Annotated in this window: 17 protein-coding genes and 1 riboswitch; of the genes, 2 read left to right on the forward strand and 15 right to left on the reverse strand. The window is 49.4% G+C overall.

Translation table 11 applies throughout. The features are described from left to right. Nucleotides 1-62: 62 nt before the first annotated feature. Nucleotides 63-1,742 (reverse strand): DAK2 domain-containing protein, encoded by a 1,680-nt coding sequence (locus tag KNO69_RS08225; protein ID WP_201302241.1) that lies wholly within the window; start codon nt 1,740-1,742, stop codon nt 63-65. Between the two features lie 22 nt (nt 1,743-1,764). Continuing rightward, nucleotides 1,765-2,127 (reverse strand): Asp23/Gls24 family envelope stress response protein, encoded by a 363-nt coding sequence (locus KNO69_RS08230; protein ID WP_015881350.1) that lies wholly within the window; start codon nt 2,125-2,127, stop codon nt 1,765-1,767. Nucleotides 2,128-2,379: 252 nt separating this feature from the next. Between KNO69_RS08230 and rpmB the strand changes: the two genes are divergently transcribed. After that, nucleotides 2,380-2,568, forward strand: coding sequence for a 50S ribosomal protein L28 (gene rpmB, locus KNO69_RS08235; protein WP_015881349.1), 189 nt, complete (start codon nt 2,380-2,382; stop codon nt 2,566-2,568). A 56-nt stretch (nt 2,569-2,624) separates the two neighbouring features. Here the strand turns inward: rpmB and KNO69_RS08240 are convergent, their stop codons facing one another. The 13 genes from KNO69_RS08240 to gmk form a co-directional block, all read right to left on the reverse strand. Continuing rightward, nucleotides 2,625-3,212: a thiamine diphosphokinase gene (locus KNO69_RS08240; RefSeq protein WP_214817318.1), complete on the reverse strand. Its 588-nt coding sequence runs from the start codon at nt 3,210-3,212 to the stop codon at nt 2,625-2,627. Continuing rightward, nucleotides 3,209-3,784 carry an energy-coupled thiamine transporter ThiT gene (thiT, locus tag KNO69_RS08245; protein WP_078146676.1) on the reverse strand — a complete coding sequence of 192 codons (576 nt, stop codon included), beginning with the start codon at nt 3,782-3,784 and terminating at the stop codon, nt 3,209-3,211. The genes KNO69_RS08240 and thiT overlap by 4 nt, the downstream gene beginning before the upstream one ends. 72 nt (nt 3,785-3,856) lie before the next feature. Next, a riboswitch (TPP riboswitch) is annotated at nt 3,857-3,957 on the reverse strand. A 20-nt stretch (nt 3,958-3,977) separates the two neighbouring features. Then, nucleotides 3,978-4,634, reverse strand: coding sequence for a ribulose-phosphate 3-epimerase (gene rpe, locus KNO69_RS08250; RefSeq protein WP_214817320.1), 657 nt, complete (start codon nt 4,632-4,634; stop codon nt 3,978-3,980). Nucleotides 4,635-4,637: 3 nt separating this feature from the next. Then, nucleotides 4,638-5,525, reverse strand: a complete 888-nt coding sequence (rsgA, locus tag KNO69_RS08255) for a ribosome small subunit-dependent GTPase A (RefSeq protein ID WP_047795432.1) — start codon at nt 5,523-5,525, stop codon at nt 4,638-4,640. A gap of 42 nt (nt 5,526-5,567) precedes the next feature. Continuing rightward, on the reverse strand, nt 5,568-7,520 hold the full coding sequence (gene pknB / locus KNO69_RS08260; RefSeq protein ID WP_214817322.1) for a Stk1 family PASTA domain-containing Ser/Thr kinase: 1,953 nt from the start codon (nt 7,518-7,520) through the stop codon (nt 5,568-5,570). Between the two features lie 5 nt (nt 7,521-7,525). After that, complete coding sequence (locus KNO69_RS08265) at nt 7,526-8,260, reverse strand: Stp1/IreP family PP2C-type Ser/Thr phosphatase (protein ID WP_074037291.1); 735 nt, start codon at nt 8,258-8,260, stop codon at nt 7,526-7,528. 8 nt (nt 8,261-8,268) lie between these two features. Beyond that, the gene (rlmN, locus tag KNO69_RS08270) at nt 8,269-9,354 is read right to left on the reverse strand and encodes a dual-specificity RNA methyltransferase RlmN (protein WP_015881342.1); all 1,086 of its coding nucleotides are present in this window, start codon (nt 9,352-9,354) and stop codon (nt 8,269-8,271) included. Nucleotides 9,355-9,357: 3 nt separating this feature from the next. Then, on the reverse strand, nt 9,358-10,689 hold the full coding sequence (gene rsmB / locus KNO69_RS08275; protein WP_214817324.1) for a 16S rRNA (cytosine(967)-C(5))-methyltransferase RsmB: 1,332 nt from the start codon (nt 10,687-10,689) through the stop codon (nt 9,358-9,360). Then, nucleotides 10,676-12,076, reverse strand: a complete 1,401-nt coding sequence (gene fmt / locus KNO69_RS08280) for a methionyl-tRNA formyltransferase (RefSeq protein ID WP_214817326.1) — start codon at nt 12,074-12,076, stop codon at nt 10,676-10,678. Before fmt ends, rsmB begins: the two co-directional genes overlap by 14 nt. Nucleotides 12,077-12,087: 11 nt before the next feature. Continuing rightward, nucleotides 12,088-14,412: a primosomal protein N' gene (gene priA, locus KNO69_RS08285; RefSeq protein WP_214817328.1), complete on the reverse strand. Its 2,325-nt coding sequence runs from the start codon at nt 14,410-14,412 to the stop codon at nt 12,088-12,090. Beyond that, nucleotides 14,409-15,599 (reverse strand): bifunctional phosphopantothenoylcysteine decarboxylase/phosphopantothenate--cysteine ligase CoaBC, encoded by a 1,191-nt coding sequence (gene coaBC, locus KNO69_RS08290; RefSeq protein ID WP_214817330.1) that lies wholly within the window; start codon nt 15,597-15,599, stop codon nt 14,409-14,411. The genes priA and coaBC overlap by 4 nt, the downstream gene beginning before the upstream one ends. Nucleotides 15,600-15,657: 58 nt before the next feature. Then, entirely contained in the window at nt 15,658-15,867 is a 210-nt protein-coding gene (gene rpoZ, locus KNO69_RS08295) for a DNA-directed RNA polymerase subunit omega (RefSeq protein ID WP_015881337.1), read from the reverse strand. Then, on the reverse strand, nt 15,867-16,514 hold the full coding sequence (gmk, locus tag KNO69_RS08300) for a guanylate kinase (RefSeq protein ID WP_031421596.1): 648 nt from the start codon (nt 16,512-16,514) through the stop codon (nt 15,867-15,869). The genes rpoZ and gmk overlap by 1 nt, the downstream gene beginning before the upstream one ends. 131 nt (nt 16,515-16,645) lie before the next feature. On the opposite strand from gmk, the gene KNO69_RS08305 reads away from it, so the two are divergent. Beyond that, a complete protein-coding gene (locus KNO69_RS08305; protein WP_214817333.1) occupies nt 16,646-18,337 on the forward strand; it encodes an Rqc2 family fibronectin-binding protein in 1,692 nt (563 codons plus the stop codon). The last annotated feature ends 178 nt before the right edge of the window (nt 18,338-18,515 follow it).

Genomic DNA, 18,515 nt, shown 5'->3' on the forward strand with positions numbered 1-18,515 from the left:
AATTTTTCCCCCTTTCAAAAATCCCTACCTTCATTATACAGAAGGTAGGGATTCGAAACAGCTTATTCCACACTAAAAATATAAGAGTAAAGCGGTTGTTTACCGTCGTGAACTTCAATTTCAATCTCGTCGTTCACCGATTCGATATATGACGTCAACGCTTCTACGTCCGATGCAGAAGAGCCTTCTCCTGTTAAGATCGTGACGATTTCGTCGTCTGCGTCGATGAGCGCATCGACTAATCGTTTAGCCGCTTCTAAACTCGATGGAGACGAAGAAACGATTTTCTTCTCAGCAATCGCCATGTGCTCATCTTTTTTGATTTCAACGCCATCGATGCTCGTATCACGAACAGCGTACGTCACTTGACCGGACTTCACTGTCGCCGCTGCCGCTTTCATCGCTTGTTCATTCATCTCGACATCCGCTTCAGGATTGAATGCGATGGCTGCCGCAAGACCTTGTGGGACGGTCTTCGTCGGAATGACCGACACGCCGCACGGTGCGACAGACGCCGCTTGTTCAGCCGCCATGATGATGTTGGAGTTGTTCGGGAAGATGAAGACGTGTTCCGCATGTGCCGATTCAATCGCCTTGACGATATCTTCCGTCGACGGGTTCATCGTCTGACCACCTTCGATGACGTGGGCCGCCCCGAGTGAACGGAACAGTTCGCTGACGCCTTCACCCATTGCGACCGTTACGATGGCAAATGGTGCTTTCGGCTTCTCGGCTTGTTGAACACCGTGTTGGTTGGCACCGTGTTCTTCTTCAAGAATCGTCGAGTGTTGTTGACGCATGTTCTCAATTTTGACTGCGACAAGTTCACCGAAGCGCTGACCTTTCGTGATGACCTCACCTGGCGTCTCGACGTGAACGTGGACTTTCAAGAGCTCCTCGTCCGCGACGACAAGAAGAGAGTCCCCGAGTTCAGACAACTCGTTTCGGAATGCATCTTCGTTGAACGGTGCATCTTTCAACTTGTCCTCTTGGAAACGGACCATGATTTCCGTACAGTAACCGAATTCGATATCTTCTGTTGACATGAATCCTTGCGCCGCATGCGCATGGTGTTCTGCTTCAATCAATGCATCCATCACCGGAGTATGTGGTTTTTCGAGTTCTTTTCCTTCAAGGCTCGCAAGGAATCCTTCGTAAATGACGAGAAGTCCTTGACCACCTGAGTCGACGACCCCGACTTCTTTTAACACCGGTAACAAGTCCGGTGTACGGTCTAACGAAGCTTTTGCTTCGACGATGACACGTTTCATGAACTCTGTGAAATCACTTGTCGACTCAGACGCAAGGAGCGCTTCATCAGCCGCTTCACGAGCAACCGTTAAAATCGTTCCTTCAACCGGTTTCATAACCGCCTTGTATGCCGTGTCGACACCGCGTTTGAGCGCTTCTGCAAAATCAACTGTCGTGAGTTCCGTCTTACCTTCAACGGCTTTCCCGAAGCCGCGGAACAATTGGCTTAAAATAACGCCTGAGTTTCCACGTGCTCCCATCAGGAGTCCACGAGCGAACTTTGATGATACCTCTGCGATATCAGATGAGTTCATGGCTGCTACTTCTTTCGCACCTGACGTCATCGTCAAGTTCATGTTCGTTCCCGTGTCTCCGTCTGGAACCGGGAAGACGTTAAGCGAATCTACATAATCTGCGTTTTGGCTCAAGTTGGCCGCTCCGTTTGCGATCATGTTTGAGAGCGCCACGCCATCTAAACGATTTAAACCCACACCAAATCCTCCTCCGTTTTCGTCAGTCATTCGTCAGACGAACGCCTTGAACGAATATATTTACCGACGAAACGTTTAATCCTAAAGTTTCTCCGAGCGTATATTTCACTCGGCTTTGCACGTTGTATGCGACTTCAGATACTTTCGTCCCATAGCTTACAATGATGTGCATGTCGATATGTACGTCCTCATCCTCTTGACGTACGACGACACCACGCGCGTAATTTTCACGTTTTAACAATTCAGCAATGCCGTCTTTCAATTGTGCCTGTGAAGCCATGCCGACCACACCGAAGCATTCCATCGCCGCACCACCTGCGAGTGTCGCGATGACGTCACTTGTGATGTCAATATTGCCATATGTTGTCTTCATTTCAATTGCCATATGGAGTAGCCTCCTTTATTCGGAATGATTCCTAATGTACATTCTACAATAAGTACCTAGTTATTAAAAGAACCTGCTCCAGAATCTCGGTCAATTAACGCGATAACCTCATTCATTATTCAAATCCTTGAGAGTAATGTCAAGTTTTTTTCTTGTCATGGTATGATTTTCTAGTTGCATCGGGAAAAAAGCCGTGCTAATATAAACGAGTGTCTATTAGGACGAACCCACATAAAAAAGGAGGGGAAACGCATGGCACGTAAATGCTACGTAACAGGTAAATCACCTAAATCAGGTAACAACCGTTCGCACGCACTCAACAAGACAAAACGTACTTGGGGTGTAAACGTACAAAAAGTTCGTATTCTCGTTGACGGTAAACCGAAACGCGTTTGGGTTTCAGCTCGCGCACTTAAATCAGGTCTCGTTGAACGCGTATAATACTTATACACGAACGAATAAATCCCAGCGGCATTCGCCGATGGGATTTTTTTTGCTTATTTTTTGACGAGCATAACGAGGGCCATTCCTTCATGAACCGTCAACAAGGCAAGCTCTTCGCTCCATTCATTTGAAATGGTCAACGCTTGCGCGCTATGGACCGGATGACGCTCGAGTGGATATTTGACCCCCTCAATTGAAATCGTAGCGGTTTTCCAAGGCATGAAAGACAAGTAATGTTCATCTAGTTTTTTAATCTCATAACTTCCTGGCCGAGCGAGAAAAACCGTTTGACCCGTCCCATGAAGAACCATCCCCGGATACGATTCGAGTAGACCGACGTTCGCGAACGTCATATCAACTCGTCCCCCGAGTGCCCCGTACACATCCATCTGGGTCGCCCCCCGATCGATCGCCAACTGAAGCGCAATCTCGAGGTCGGTCACATCCTTTTCAGAAGGGTAACGTAGCGCCTCCTTAGGAGGTGGTCCGACAAACGAATCAAAGTCTCCGACGACGACGTCTGGTACGATTCCTTCATCTAATAATCTTTGATATCCACCATCGACGCCGATGATAAAATCGGCATCACGCGGTAAGTCCGGAATAGGTTCCGGACTCGCCGCGACGATTAAGATATTCATTGACGAATGTCCCGTGTCGCAACACGCGTGAATCGCGGAGCTGTCGTGAAGAGTAAGACTAATACGATGGCTGAGATGACAAACGACGGAACCATATACGTTGCGTTATAGCCAAGTGAATAAGCCACGACCGGACCCTTCGCATACTCAGCGAAAAAGACAATCCCTGAGATGACGTGAGCAGCATAACGCAACGCCGACCCGATCAATGCGCCGAGCACTAAATAGGTAGCGAGCGTCTTCGTCGCGCCTTGACCAGCGGCCTGTTTCACACGTCCGGCAAAGACGCCGGCCACGCCGACAAGTCCGTACGCGACCGTATAATCGAGCAAGAACTGAACTGGCGTAAAGATATAGGCTCCGAACAAGAGTTGAAGCGTCCCGACGAGCGCACCAGTCGCAAGTCCCCCTTTCAATCCGTGACGAAACGCCATCACAAAGATCGGGAGCATCGCCAGACTGATTGATCCCCCTTCTGGCAATCGGTATGGGATGAGTAAATCAAAAACTAGCCCAAGCGCTGCGAACAATGAAATTTCGATGAGTGCTTGTAATTTAAAACGTGATTTCATCTTTCTTCCTCCTTTATTGTGTGAACGACAAAAAGCAGCATGACGTAAACGCCATGCTGCTTGGATTCGCAACGTGCATTTTCGCCACATCCCTACGTCCGTGTGAACGGAACAGGTTCAAAGGGTTAGCGTATGCCTCTCAGCCACATCATGTGACACCCCTTGCGACTCTATCTTGTTGTTATACCGTCGATTATACACGAGATGCGCCACGAATGCTATCGATGGCTGCTTTATAATCCGGTTGATTGTAAATGGCCGAACCGGCAACTAGGACATCTGCCCCTGCATCAATGCAACGTTTCGCCGTCTCTTCGTTGACACCACCATCAATCTCAATTTCAAAATCGAGCTGACGGTCTTTGCGAAGCTGACTGAGCGCCGAGATTTTCGGTACGACGGATTCAATGAACGCTTGTCCACCAAACCCTGGATTGACGGTCATGAGCAATACCATATCGACATCTTGAAGGATATGTTCAATCGTAGAGAGCGGTGTGTGCGGGTTCAAGACGACCCCACATTTCGCCCCTGCCGCTTTGATTTGCTGCAAGACTCGATGTAAATGGTTCGTTGCTTCCACGTGAACAGTCACAATGTCTGCCCCCGCCTTGATGAAATCTTCGACATAGCGTTCCGGTTGATCAATCATCAAATGCACATCGAGAACCATGTCTGATTTTTTGCGCAAGCTTGCGAGGACTGGTAGCCCAATCGAGATATTCGGCACGAACTGCCCATCCATCACGTCAAAATGGATATAATCCGCCCCCGCATCTTGAACGGCTTTCACTTCAGTCTCCAAATTGGCAAAGTCGGCTGCTAAAATTGATGGTGCGATTTTAATCATCTGTCAATACCTCCGTTTACGATCGTTTAACTCCTCCATAAAGGTAACATAATTCTCATAACGAGTTGAAGCAATTTTGCCATCTTCTACGGCTTGTTTAATGGCACAGCCCGGTTCATTGATATGGACGCATCCCCGGAACTTGCAATCGTCGTGACGTTCCACAAATTCTGGGAAGCACCATCTTAGTTCATCCGCCTCGAGTTCTTGAGGAAACTCGAGACTAGAAAATCCTGGCGTATCCGCCACAAGCCCGTCGGCCAATTGAATGAGCGTGACGTGACGCGTCGTATGTTTCCCACGACCGAGTGATTTGGAAATTTTCCCTGTGGCCAATTCGAGTTCAGGCGCGACTGCGTTTAAAAGCGAACTCTTCCCTACACCTGTTTGACCGGCAAACACGCTCGTCTTCTCTTTGAAGAGTCCCCGTACTTGATCGACCCCATCCGAAAGCTCCGTCGACGTTTCAATCACGTCATATCCGATGGCACGATAGCGGGCGACCGCTTCTTGAATCGGTCCGGTCTCTTCTTCACTGAGTAGGTCCATCTTCGTTAACACGATGATTGGATGAATCTGTTTGGATTCGATCAATACGAGGAATCGGTCAAGCAAATGATAAGAAAACGCCGGTTCTTTCACAGAAAAAAGTAGAAATGCCTGATCGATGTTGGCGATTGGTGGGCGGACGAGATGGTTTTGACGTTCCTCCACCTCTAAAATATAGCCTGTCCCATCTTCTTGATCTTGAATGACAACGTCATCGCCGACGACAGGTGAGATGTTTCGTTTCCGAAAATTTCCTCTCGCCCGACACCGAATCTCTTGATTCGACTCGGTCATCACATCATAAAACCCGCCTTGTAAACGAATAATCGTTCCTTTCAATATGACTACCTCCCTTAAAAAAGAGGTGACGACACCGTCACCTCTTTATTGTGCCTCTTTGGCCTGTGCATATGTGACTGAATCCGTTCGGACGATCTCACCATCGACTTCAATCGTTGCGGTCCCGACTTCGTCCGGAGCAATGACGAGCGTATACGAGTATGTTGTCGTCTCTGTGATTTTATCCCGTAACACTTCAATTTCACCACGCGCATCGACCGTACGAATCACGACCTCCACGGCTTTCGGTTTCTTGTCTTTTTCCGGTTGTTCGACTTCGACGCTCACTTCACGTTCGATGGAGACGTCCGTCGGTTCAACCCCTTCCGATACGATGACCGTAAGTTCCGTTCCCGGATCGACTGCCGTACCCGCCGTTGGAAGTTGACGGATGATTTGACCTTTAGGAACACTTGTCGAAAACTCATCCCGTCTCACGATTTTTAACTTGTTTTGATCGGCATAAGTCGATGCCTCGTCAAACGTATATCCCGCGAGATTCGACAGTTCGACTTTGTTGCTTCCTGTCGACACGACGAGCGTCACCGTCACTTCTGAAGGAACGACTTCCTCGCCTGGGTCGAGGGATTGCGAAATCACATCTCCGCTAGCGACTGTTTCCGAAGCTTCTGTTTTGATTTCAAGGTCACTGAATGCCAGATCTTTTAACATGCGTTCAGCTGCTGTTTGGGACAATCCCTCCACATTCGGCATTTCGACGGTTTCTTTCCCGGCCGAAACGACGATGGTCACCGTCGTGCCTCTTTTTGGTTTACGCCCTTGTTGTGGGTTTTGCGAAATGACCTCACCTTCTTCGACGTCATCGCTCGCCCGCTCCGTCACTTCGACGACGAAATCGGCATTCTCAAGTTCAGAAGTGGCATCTCCGATACTCATTCCAACGACATCCGGAACGACGGCTCGTGACATTTCATCGGCGACCACGTATGCCGCAATGCTCCCTCCAATCAGGATCAACACGAGTAAAATCCAAATCCACCATTTGCGTTTCTTCTTTTTTACTGGAGTCACCGCTTCAGGTTCTTGCTCACTAGACGCTGTGACCGGAGTCGGTGTTACTGGCGTCTCTGGTTTTTCTTCAGGTATGACCGGTGTCATGACGAGCGTTTGATCGAACTCATCCTGACTGGCCGGAATACGTCTCGGCTCATTGGCGCGTTCACGGCTTAATGCCGTCATGCAGTCTTTCTTAAAGGCTGCGACCGAAACATGACGGGCACCTGGTGACTTCGACAATGCTTGCATGACGCAGTTTTCGAGTGCCTGTGGAATATTCGGATTCAAGTCCATCGGTCGAATCGGGTCATCTTGCAAATGTTGAAGCGCAACGGCGACCGGTGTCTCGCCAATGAACGGGACACGACCTGTCAACAATTCGTACAGTACGGCACCGAGCGAATAAATATCTGACTTTTCATCAGCAAATTTACCGCGTGCTTGCTCAGGTGAGAAATAATGGACCGAGCCCAGCACAGACATCGTATGCGTCAACGTCGCATTCGACATCGCCACGGCAATCCCAAAATCAGTCACCTTCACGTTACCGTGCTGATCAATCATCATGTTCTGCGGCTTGATATCACGGTGAATGATTCGATTCGCATGGGCATGGTCAATCGCATCACAAATCTGTCCCATGATGCGTATCGCTTCATCGACAGATATGTATTCCTCTTGCAAGTATTGTTTTAACGTCACCCCATCGACGTGTTCCATGACGATATAGTACAAATCTTCTTCATCGCCGACGTCATAGATCGCCACGATGTTTGGATGGTTCAGACTCGTAGCCGCATGGGCTTCTCGCTCGAACCGACGTATAAATTGTTCGTTATGTGAGAATTCAGATCGCAACACCTTGATGGCGACGGTTCGGTTTAAGATCTCGTCATGAGCCCGGTAGACATTTGCCATGCCTCCGCTGCCGATTTGTTGTTCGATCCGATAACGATCGTTGATTCGTTCTCCGCTTCGCATCGGATTCATCCTCTCTTTCTATCTGTGAATTGAACGAGGGCGACCGTAATATTGTCGCTCCCTCCCAATTGATTGGCTTCTGCAATGAGTTGCTCCGCTTTTTGTTCGGCGGATGCCGTTTGTTGTAATACGTGTTGAATCGCCACATCGGTCATGTGTGTCGTCAATCCATCCGTACAAATTAAAATCACATCAAACTCAGGGTCAGCGAGCACTTGCACGTCAGGTTCGACTTGTTCGCTTGAACCGATTGCACGGGTGATGACATTTCGTTTCGGATGAACCCGCATCTCTTCTTCCGTCAATTCACCGAGTTGTTTGAGCACATTGACGTAAGAATGGTCCTCCGTAAGACGTCTTAACTCATTCGCCTGGAGCGCATAGACGCGACTATCTCCGATATGGACGATGACCACCGTCTCTTCATTCCAACAAACAGCTGCCACAGTCGTTCCCATCATGACAAGATTGGACTGCTTCGCAAATTGCAACACTTGATCGTTCGCCAAATCGATGTGGTGGCGGAACCATCGTTCGATTTCGACAGGAGTTGTCGGGAGAGACGGGAACGCCCGTCTAAATTCTTCAATCACGATTTGACTCGCAACCTCTCCCGCTGCATGCCCACCCATTCCGTCTGCAACCAGGGCAATCCCGGTTATGGCATCACCTAAGATTAAAACTGCATCTTCATTTTGTGTGCGTACTTGTCCACGATCTGTTCGAAATGCTAATTCCATCTTTCTGATTACCTCGTTTCTTGTTCGCGCTCCTTCGCTCGAAGCTGTCCACAAGCGGCATCGATGTCCGACCCTTGCTCGCGACGGATTGTCACGTTCACATTGCGGTCTTTGAGCACTTTTTCGAAGGCAAAGATTTGAGCTCGCGGTGTCCGTACATAGTCACGTTCGAGTACATGGTTGACGGGAATCAAGTTGACGTGACATTTGATTCCTTTTAACAGGTCTGCCAAGAGATGGGCATATTCTTCCGTGTCGTTGACACCACCAAAGAGTCCATATTCAAACGTGATACGACGTCCGCTCTTCTCTGTGTAATAACGGACCGCATCCATCAACTTGTCCAAGTCAAAGGCACGGTTGATCGGCATGAGCTTGGTACGCAATTCCGTCGTCGGTGCGTGAAGTGAAATGGCGAAGTTGATTCGCATACCTTCATCGGCAAACTTGTAAATCTTCGGAACAATCCCACTCGTCGATACCGTGATGTGTCGTGCTCCGATGTTGAGTCCATTGTCATGGTTGACAGTACGTAAGAAACGCATTAACTCATCGTAGTTATCGAACGGTTCGCCGATTCCCATGACGACGATAGAGTCGACGCGCTCTCCTGTCGCGTCTAATGCACGTTGTACGTCGAGCACTTGAGCTGTGATTTCCCCGGCTTCTAAGTTTCGTTTCAAGCCGCCGAGTGTCGAGGCACAGAACGTACATCCGATCCGGCAACCGACTTGTGTCGTGACACAAATCGAGTTTCCGTATTCGTGACGCATGAGTACCGTTTCAATTGAGTACCCGTCCTGAAGTTCAAACAAGAACTTGATTGTACCGTCTTGGGATTCCTGCTTGACCAATTCTTTTAACGTCGTCAATTGGAACGATGCCTCTAATTTGTCGCGAAGCGCTTTCGGAACGTTGGTCATATCATCAAAAGTCGTGACCCGTTTGACATACATCCAATCATATAATTGTTTCGCACGGAATGCCTTTTCTCCTGCCTCGATCACCCATGCCTCAAGTTCTGGAAACGTCAACGAATAGAGTGACGGTTTTGCGCCTACGAGTGGATTCTTTTCTACTGCTTTTGGATTCATGTTTTATACCTCTTTCTTAAATGCGGCGATATAGAAGCCGTCGGTCCCGAATGTCGTCGGTAATAATTTTAGTTCAGCACGGTCCGATTCCATCATCGGACGAACAGATTGTGGGAGACGACCTTTGAGCGTTTCGTCCCACATCAACCCTTTCGACAACATGTAGTCAGCCTGCGTCTCATTTTCAGACGGGTCGATTGTACATGTCGAGTAAACTAGCGTACCACCTGGTTTGAGCAGTGGCAATACGGCATCAATGATTTGTCTTTGTATCTTTGGTAAGTTTTCGAGTTGAGTTTTGTCCTTCGTCCATTTAATATCCGGCTTTCGACGAATGACGCCAAGGCCCGAACAAGGGACATCTAAAAGAATCCGGTCAAAGCTTTCTTCTTCAAACCGTTCACCTGCTAAACGAGCATCAAGGGCAAGTGCGGTCACTCCATTGATGTGTAGACGTTTGGCTTGTTGATCAATCAATTTTGCTTTATGTGGATGAAGGTCAAGCGCGGTGAGCGATCCACCTTGCATTCGCTCTGCCGTATGCATCGCCTTGCCGCCTGGCGCGGCACATGCGTCTAGGATGACATCGTCTTTCGACACGTTGAGTGCATCCGCGACAATCATGGAGCTCTCATCTTGAATCGATAGAAGACCTTCCTCGATAAACGGGGTCGCATGAACATTGCCAGACTCTACGACAAGTCCATCAGCAGATAGTTCAGAACGTGACGTCATGACGCCAGCGTCAGCCAACCGGTTCATCATCTCATCCACTGAAATACGCTTTCGGTTGACCCGAATCGTAACAGGAGCAGGTTCATTGTTTAATCGGCAAATCGCTTCTGCCGTTTCCACACCATATAACTCAATCCAATCTGATACGAGCCATTCCGGATGACTGTGCTCGATGGCGATTCGTTCTGCATCGGTCAAGCCACTAAAGTCCGGAAACCCTTCCCGAAGCACATTTCGTAACACCCCGTTTACGAATTTGCTCGTTCCGAGGTGATGACCTCGTTTTTTCGCGATTTCGACCGCCTCGTGTAGGACGGCCCGGTCGGGTACTTTATCAAGATAGAAGAGTTGATAAACGCTCATCCGAAGAAGCGGGAGGACAAACTTGTCTAGCTTCTTCGGCGAACGGATGCGGTCTTTCAAAATATAATCGAGCGTCCCTTTGCGACTGAGCGTCCCATATACGAGTTCGGTATAGAGACCGACATCTTTTAGGGCAACTTTTTTTTGTTTCAATGTATCATTGACGGCAATCGTCGAATACGCGCCGCCTTGTTCAATTTTCATCAGCGTATCAAGCGCTGCTTCACGTACGTTCATGAGTTCCTCCTAATCGGTCGCCAATCCGTAGCTTTTGTCCGGCGCCTCGCATGAAAGTTGCACCATCCATCCGTTTCTTACCTGCGGGTTGCAAATCGGTCACTTTGATTGCGACGTCGTTCCCTGTCGCCACGACAAATCCGTCTTCTTCCAGACGAATGACTTCTCCCGACTGTCCCGTTCCTGTCGTTTTTTCTCCCATGAACAATTTCACTCGTTCGCCTTCAAGCGTTGTATAGGCCGTCGGGAATGGATTCATTCCTCGAATATGGTTGTAGATGGACTCGCCATGCTTCGTCCAATCTATCTGTTCACGCTCACGGCTGATGTTCGGAGCAAACGTCACGTCTCGCTCGTCTTGAGGCACCGCCTCAATCCACCCTTCCAAGAAGGCCGGAAGCGTACGGATCAGAAGATCGCTTCCTGCTACAGCCAGTTTATCAAATAAAGACCCGACTGTATCCGTCTCTTCAATAGGTACGATGGTATTGGCAATCATGTCCCCTGCATCTAACTTGTCGACCATGTACATGATCGTCACACCTGTCTCCGACTCCCCATCAAGAATGGCTTGATGGATCGGGGCACCTCCGCGATATTTCGGAAGGAGGGAGGCATGTACGTTGATGGCTCCGTGAGGCGGGGCTTCTAGTAAGGCGGTCGGCACGATTTGTCCGTACGCCGCCGTCACAATCAAATCAGGCTTCAGCTCTAAAATTTCTGCATAGTCTGTGCGCACTTTTTCAGGCTGCAACACGGGAATACCGTGACGAAGCGCACACTCTTTTACTGGAGTCGGCTTAAGTTCACGTTTTCGCCCGACCGGTTTATCCGGTTGCGATACGACACCTACGACATTGTATCCTTCTTCAAGCAGTCGCTCAAGTACCGATACGGCGAACGTCGGTGTCCCCATGAAGACGATGCGTTTGTCTTTTCCAGGGTTCGGGACGGCGAGCTTGTCTGTGAACAAGACGCCATCCAAATGATCCATCTCATGTTGAATCGCACGAGCGAAAAAGCCGCTCGCTTGAATCGTATGTGTCCGCCCTTTCAAATCTTGATTCTTGACGACGATCGACTCGTGTCGTTCCACGAATCCGAATTCGCCTGGGATGCTCAAACATCCCTCTAGTCCAACTTCTCGACCGGATGTTTCAATGATTTCTGGGTTGATCAAGACGAGCGGTCCCGTCTCATCATCGGTATGGACGACCGCGAGCCGCTGGTTCAAATTGACTTGCGGTGCCGCGACACCAACTCCGTCATACTCATACATCGTATCAAACAATCGGTCGACAGTCTGACGCAATTTTTTATCAAACTTTGTCACCGGTTCGCACGTTACGCGCAAAATGTCATTAGGTACTTCTACTACTTTATACATGTCTCTCCACCTCACATGAATACGTATGGGTTCACATCGATACTCATTTGATATTCTTTCTTGCTGATTGCTTTGGCTCTCGCTTGCTGTAATCGTGCCAGCTCGGCGTAAAGCGTATCGGGTTGTTTCGTTTTAATGAATACTTGATAACGATAGGCGTTCTTCAATTTCGATAACGGTGCCGGCATCGGTCCATTCAAGCGACTATTCTCCACGTGTGCTTGTAAAAAGTCTGATGCGAACAATTCTGCCTCGGCCTTGGCGACAAGGGGATTTTCCGCCGAAAACGTGACGAGCGTTAAAAACCAGTAAGGAGGATGATTTCCGACTTGTCTGAGTCCCATCTCTTTGGCGAAAAATGTCTCATAATCATGTTCACTCGCAGTCTCGATCACATAATGGTCCGGGTTATACGTTTGGACGAACGCCTCACCCGGAAGTTTTCCGCGCCCGGCTCTTCCTGCCACTTGCGTGACAAGTTGGAAGGTGCGTTCGGTCGCCCGAAAGTCAGGCATCCCGAGTGTCGCATCCGCCGCGAGTACCCCGACGAGGGTGACGTTTGGGAAGTCGAGCCCCTTGGCAATCATCTGCGTGCCAAGTAAGATGTCGGCCTCCCCTTCTTCGAAACGACGCAACAACTGCTCATGTGAACCTTTTCGAGACGTCGTATCCTGGTCCATTCGGATGATGCGCGCTTCTGGAATCCGGTTCAACAGTTCCGTCTCGATTTTTTGTGTGCCCGACCCGAACTGTTTGATTTTCTTACTATTGCAGGATGGACACGTCGAAGGCATACCGACCTCGTAACCGCAGTAGTGACACTTCAACCGATCTCCATATTGATGATATGTCAAATTGACGGCACAATGCGGACATGTCATGCCTTCCCCGCAGTCCCGGCACATGACGAACGTCGTGAATCCACGACGGTTCAATAAAATGACGCACTGCTCTTTTTTCTCGATCCGGTCGAGAATCCCTTGGAACAATTCTTCCGAGAACATCGTCGTATTGCCCTTCGCCAACTCTCGGCGCATGTCAATGATATGGACCGGTGGCATCTCACCGCCATACCGTTCTTTCAAATGCAAATAGCGATAGACGCCTTTTTGTGCCCGGGCATACGATTCAAGTGACGGGGTCGCACTGCCTAACACGACAGGACAACCGTGATAACGAGCCCGCCAGATGGCAACATCGCGCGCATGATAGCGCGGGTTCTCTTCTTGCTTGTACGTCGTCTCGTGCTCTTCATCTAAGATGATCAGACCGAGTCGGTCGAGCGGGGCAAAGATGGCAGAACGGGCACCGACGACGACGTCGACTTCATTCCGTTTAATCTTACGCCACTCGTCGTACTTCTCACCTTTAGACAGAGCACTGTGCAACACGGCGACCCGATCGCCGAAACGACGCTTGAAGCGTTTGACCATCATCGGGGTCAAACTGATTTCAGGAACGAGTAAGATGGCCTGCTTGCCTTCATCGATGACTTGTCCGATTGATTCTAAATAGACTTCGGTCTTCCCACTCCCCGTCACACCGTGGACGAGTAACGTCTCACCTGCTTCAGCCTCCTGTATGGCCAAGACGGCACTTGCCTGACTGTCGTTCAATTGAACCGATTCCTCGACTTGCTCGATCGTCGCGTACGGGTCACGGTTCAACTCGACCTCGGTCAATCGAACCGCTCCGAGGTCGGCAAGTTTTTGCAGTTGTGGGCGAGTCAGACCAATTTGACGTAGTGCCGACCAATACATGCGTGGGGTCTCCTTTAGTAGGTTGACCGCTTCAAGTTGCTTTTTCGCACGTTTTGGCACGACCGTTGCATCGAGGAGCTCGACGACGACGTCGGTCTTAACAGTCTTCTTTTCTTTTAAGACGGGCGCTAAGATCAGCTCCCCTTTTTTAGCGAGTCCAAGAATGACTGACTGAACTTCTTTCGGATACTCCGATAAATGCGTTCCGAGACGGACCCCATCAGGGACTTGTCCTTCTTTGATTTCTTTGTCATAACTGACCTTGAGCGCGGCCGGAAGCATCGCAAGCAGGGCGGATGAACGAAAGCAAAGTGTCGTCTCTTTCACATGGATGGATAAAGCGAGCAGTTCGTCAGTGAGTGAAGATTCCTCATCTAACAGCGCTTCTAACGGTTTCAATCCTTCCCTCGTCCCATCTGACGTACCAACAACGATTCCGAGGAGACGTCGTGAGCCGAATGGGACGGAGACGCGCATGCCCGGTTCAATCAAAGCTTCAAATTGTTCAGGTACTTCATAATCAAACGGACGGTCAATCGTGATCACCGGTGCATCGACATGTACATGTGCAATCATTGGACCGCTTCCTTAAAATGTGTGAGCAACTCGAACGCCAACGCTTTCTTCGATTGTTTTGGAAGTCTAAGTGACGTCCCGTCAGCTTGGAACAAGACGACTTCATTGTCGTCCGCCCCGAATCCGACGTCACTGCCAGACACATCGTTCGCCACAAGGTAATCGACGTTTTTTCGCTTCAGCTTAGCTGCCGCGTGCTCCTCGAGTCGTTCCGTCTCAGCAGCAAACCCGACCAACACTTGATGGGTCTTCTTCTCACCGAGTGATTTTAAAATGTCTGTCGTTTCTTCAAGTTCAATCGTAAGTGGACCGTGGACTTTTTTATGTTTTTCCGAATGAATCGTTTTTGGACGATAATCCGCAACTGCCGCTGATTTCACGACGAGGTCTGAATTCTCAAAACGGCTTGTCACTTCGCGCAGCATCTCCTCACTTGACTTGACGGGAACCGCTGTCACGCCTTCCGGGACAGGAACTTGGAGCGGCCCGTGGACGAGCGTGACACGGGCACCCATGTCCCGAGCCACCTCAGCGAGTGCGACGCCCATTTTCCCTGACGAATCATTGGATAAGTAACGGACGGGATCGATGCGTTCGACAGTCGGGCCAGCCGTGATCAAGACATCTTTTCCAAGATATAGTTTCGGGACGAATTGGCTCTCGATGATGCGAACTAAGTCTTCCGGTTCAGGCAGACGTCCCCCGCCAATCCATCCGCAAGCCAAGTTGCCGACACCGGGTTCAATCAACTGATAGCCGTATGATTTTAGCGTCTCGATGTTCCGCTGTGTGGCAGGATGTTCGAGCATGTTCACATTCATCGCCGGTGAGATGATGACCGGGCACTTCGCAGCCAAAATGGATGTTGTCATGAAGTCATCCGCAATCCCGTTCGCCAATTTTGCGATCGTATTTGCCGTCGCCGGGGCCACGACAATCAAATCGCTCGAGTCGACGACGTCGATATGAGCAATCTTTGTCGGGTCATGCTCTTCGAACACGTCCGTATAGACCGGGTTGCGACTGAGCGCCTGGAAGGTCGCCTGACCTACGAATTGTTCCGCCGATTTCGTCATCGCGACGCGAACATTCGCTCCGGCTTGAACTAATTTCGATGTGAGCGCACACGCCTTGTAGGCGGCGATGCCACCACTCACACATAACAAAATAGTACGATCCTTCACCATTCCCAAACTCCCCCTTATAGACAATGAGACCCAAGTCGCAAACGACTTGGGTCACACTTCATCCGTTGTTTTTTTCGTTCACGATGATTGTCGTATCACCCGAAAATAGTTCTTCTAACGCTTGACCGACCGGCTTATATGATTTTGGCTCGGCGACTTTCGGTGCTTTTCCATCTTGAATCTGACGCGCCCGTTTTGCAGCGACCGTAACGATCGTGTATTTTGACGGGATAGTACGTTGTAAGGCATCAATCGAAGGGTATAACATTAAATGACCTCCATCATGGCTTTTTTATAGAGTGACGCAACACGTTCACGTTTACAATGCTCGGCTGTCACGATCGCTTTAATTCGATCGATGGCTTTGTCGACCTCGTCGTTCGTGACGACATAGTCGTAGGCGTCCATCAACTCGATTTCTTCACGCGCGACGAGCAGGCGTTGCTTAATGACTTCTTCTGACTCCGTGCCTCGTCCGATGAGACGATTGCGAAGTTCTTGAAGACTTGGTGGTGCCAAGAATAAAAAGACGGCTTCTGGGAGAAGTTCCTTCACTTGGAACGCCCCTTGCACCTCAATTTCAAGAATGACATCTTGGCCGCTTTCGAGCGTTTCACGCACCCACTCTACAGGCGTCCCGTAATAGTTACCGACAAATTCGGCATGTTCAAGCAGTTCTTTTTGTTCGATCATCCGTTCGAACTCTTCTCTCGATTTGAAGAAGTAATGCACCCCTTCAACTTCCCCTTCACGTGGTTTTCGGGTCGTCGCCGACACCGAATATTGAAGGTTGTTGTCCTCTTCCTCGCGAAGAGCACGGCAAACGGTCCCTTTTCCGACACCGCTCGGTCCAGACAAAACGATTAATAATCCCCGTTCTTTAAAATTCACTGCAAGCCCTCCATCTTCTAACATCACATTTAATTATAATAGCAGTCAATCAATTGTCCCGGCAAGAAGAAGTTCGGATTTCCTACTCCATCGTACCATATTTTCTGTTTTTCTGATAACGTAGAGACAGAAAATGAACAAAGGTGATGAGATCATTGGCTTATGATGGATTAATGACATATCGTGTCGTACAAGAATTACAATCGCTCGTCGGAGGGCGAATCAACAAGGTACATCAACCGTATTCGCTCGATTTGATGCTTCAAATTCGCTCGAATCGTCAGAACGCGCAACTTTTGATATCAGCAAACGCGATGTATGCCCGTCTTCAATTGACGGATACACCGATAAAAAACCCGCAAGAACCGCCGATGTTTTGCATGATGCTTCGCAAACATGTGGAAGGTGGATTCATCACGGCGGTCGAACAAATCGGCCGAGACCGTGTCATCGTCATTTCGGTCCGCTCTCGTAACGAGCTCGGCGATGAAGAATTGAAGAAAGTATACATCGAATTGATGGGACGCCACTCGAACATCGTCTTGACGACAGAAGAAGGCAAAATATTAGATGCCATCAAGCATCTCCCGCCTTCCCAAAACACGTATCGGACCATCATGCCGGGTAGTGACTATCTCCTTCCGCCGGAACAACACAAGTTCGACCCATTGACGGAGATGACAGAAGGATTGAAACGAATCGATTGGAACGCCGGCAAGCTCGATAAACAGATTGTCGCCACGTTCGCCGGCGTCAGTCCGCAAATCGCACAGGAAGTTGTTCATCTCGCAAAAACGCCGAATCGCGACTCCTTACAACAAGCGTTTGAGAACGTTCTTCGTCAACTCGATGGACCCTACGTTTTCCAACAACTTGCGAACGGCAAAGAACGGTTCGCTCCGATCGCGTTGACAGCCGGGGACATCGAATCCGAGGAAACGTATGAATCGAGTAAAGAAGTGCTCGACCGTTTCTACTATGAAAAAGCGAACCGTGACCGTGTGAGACAACAAGCACACGATGTGGAACGGCTCTTGAAATCAGAACTCGAAAAGAATCAATTAAAACGCCGCCGCCTTTTGGATGATTTGAAAGCGACAGAACGGGCAGATGAGTTACAAAAATACGGCGAGTTGTTGACGACTTATTTATTCCAACTCGAGAAAGGGATGCGCGTCGCCGAAGTCGTCGATTATTATGACGAGAACGGTGCAATCCTCTCCATTCCGCTCGACCCACTCAAAACACCGAATGAGAATGCGCAGCAATACTATAAGAAATACAACAAACTAAAAGTAGCCAAAGTCGAAGTGAAGAAACAGATGGATTTGAACGATGCAGAAATCGAATATTTAGAGACGCTCATCGCCCAACTCGACGTCGCTTCCCCGTCCGATCTTCTTGAGATTCGCGAGGAGCTTGCAGAAGAAGGCTACATCCGTCAAAAACGTCAAAAGAAAAAAGCAAATCCGAAAATTTCGCTTGAAGCGTACACGTCCTCGACCGGAACAGAATTCTTTGTCGGGAAGAACAATACGCAAAACGACCATCTGACGTTCAAGTTCGCACGACGTGATGAGATTTGGCTTCATGTCAAAGATATTCCTGGGTCTCACGTGATTATCCGCTCGACGGAACCAGACGAGACGACATTACTAGAAGCCGCATCAGTCGCCGCCTACTTCTCGAAAGCACGCGCATCAAGTGGCGTGCCTGTCGATTACACACGCGCCCGTTTCGTGAAAAAACCGAGCGGTGCGAAACCGGGATTTGTCATCTATACAGATCAACAGACCGTCTACGTGACTCCGGATGAGCAATTGATGAAGTCATTGAAACAATCGTGAACATGAAGACCCGCCATCGTGATGGCGGGTCCAGACTATAGACAAAGTATAGGTCTAATGTCTTTTATATGCCCAACCCGGACACGGCTCGCTTTCCTAGAGGCAAGCAATCCGACGGAGACCCAGCAGCGACCTAGGTCGCGATGCGGCTCCGGGATTGCCTGCGGAAAGCGTGGGC

The sequence above is a fragment of the Exiguobacterium sp. s131 genome (assembly GCF_018617345.1).
Classification (GTDB): Bacteria; Bacillota; Bacilli; order Exiguobacteriales; family Exiguobacteriaceae; genus Exiguobacterium; species Exiguobacterium profundum.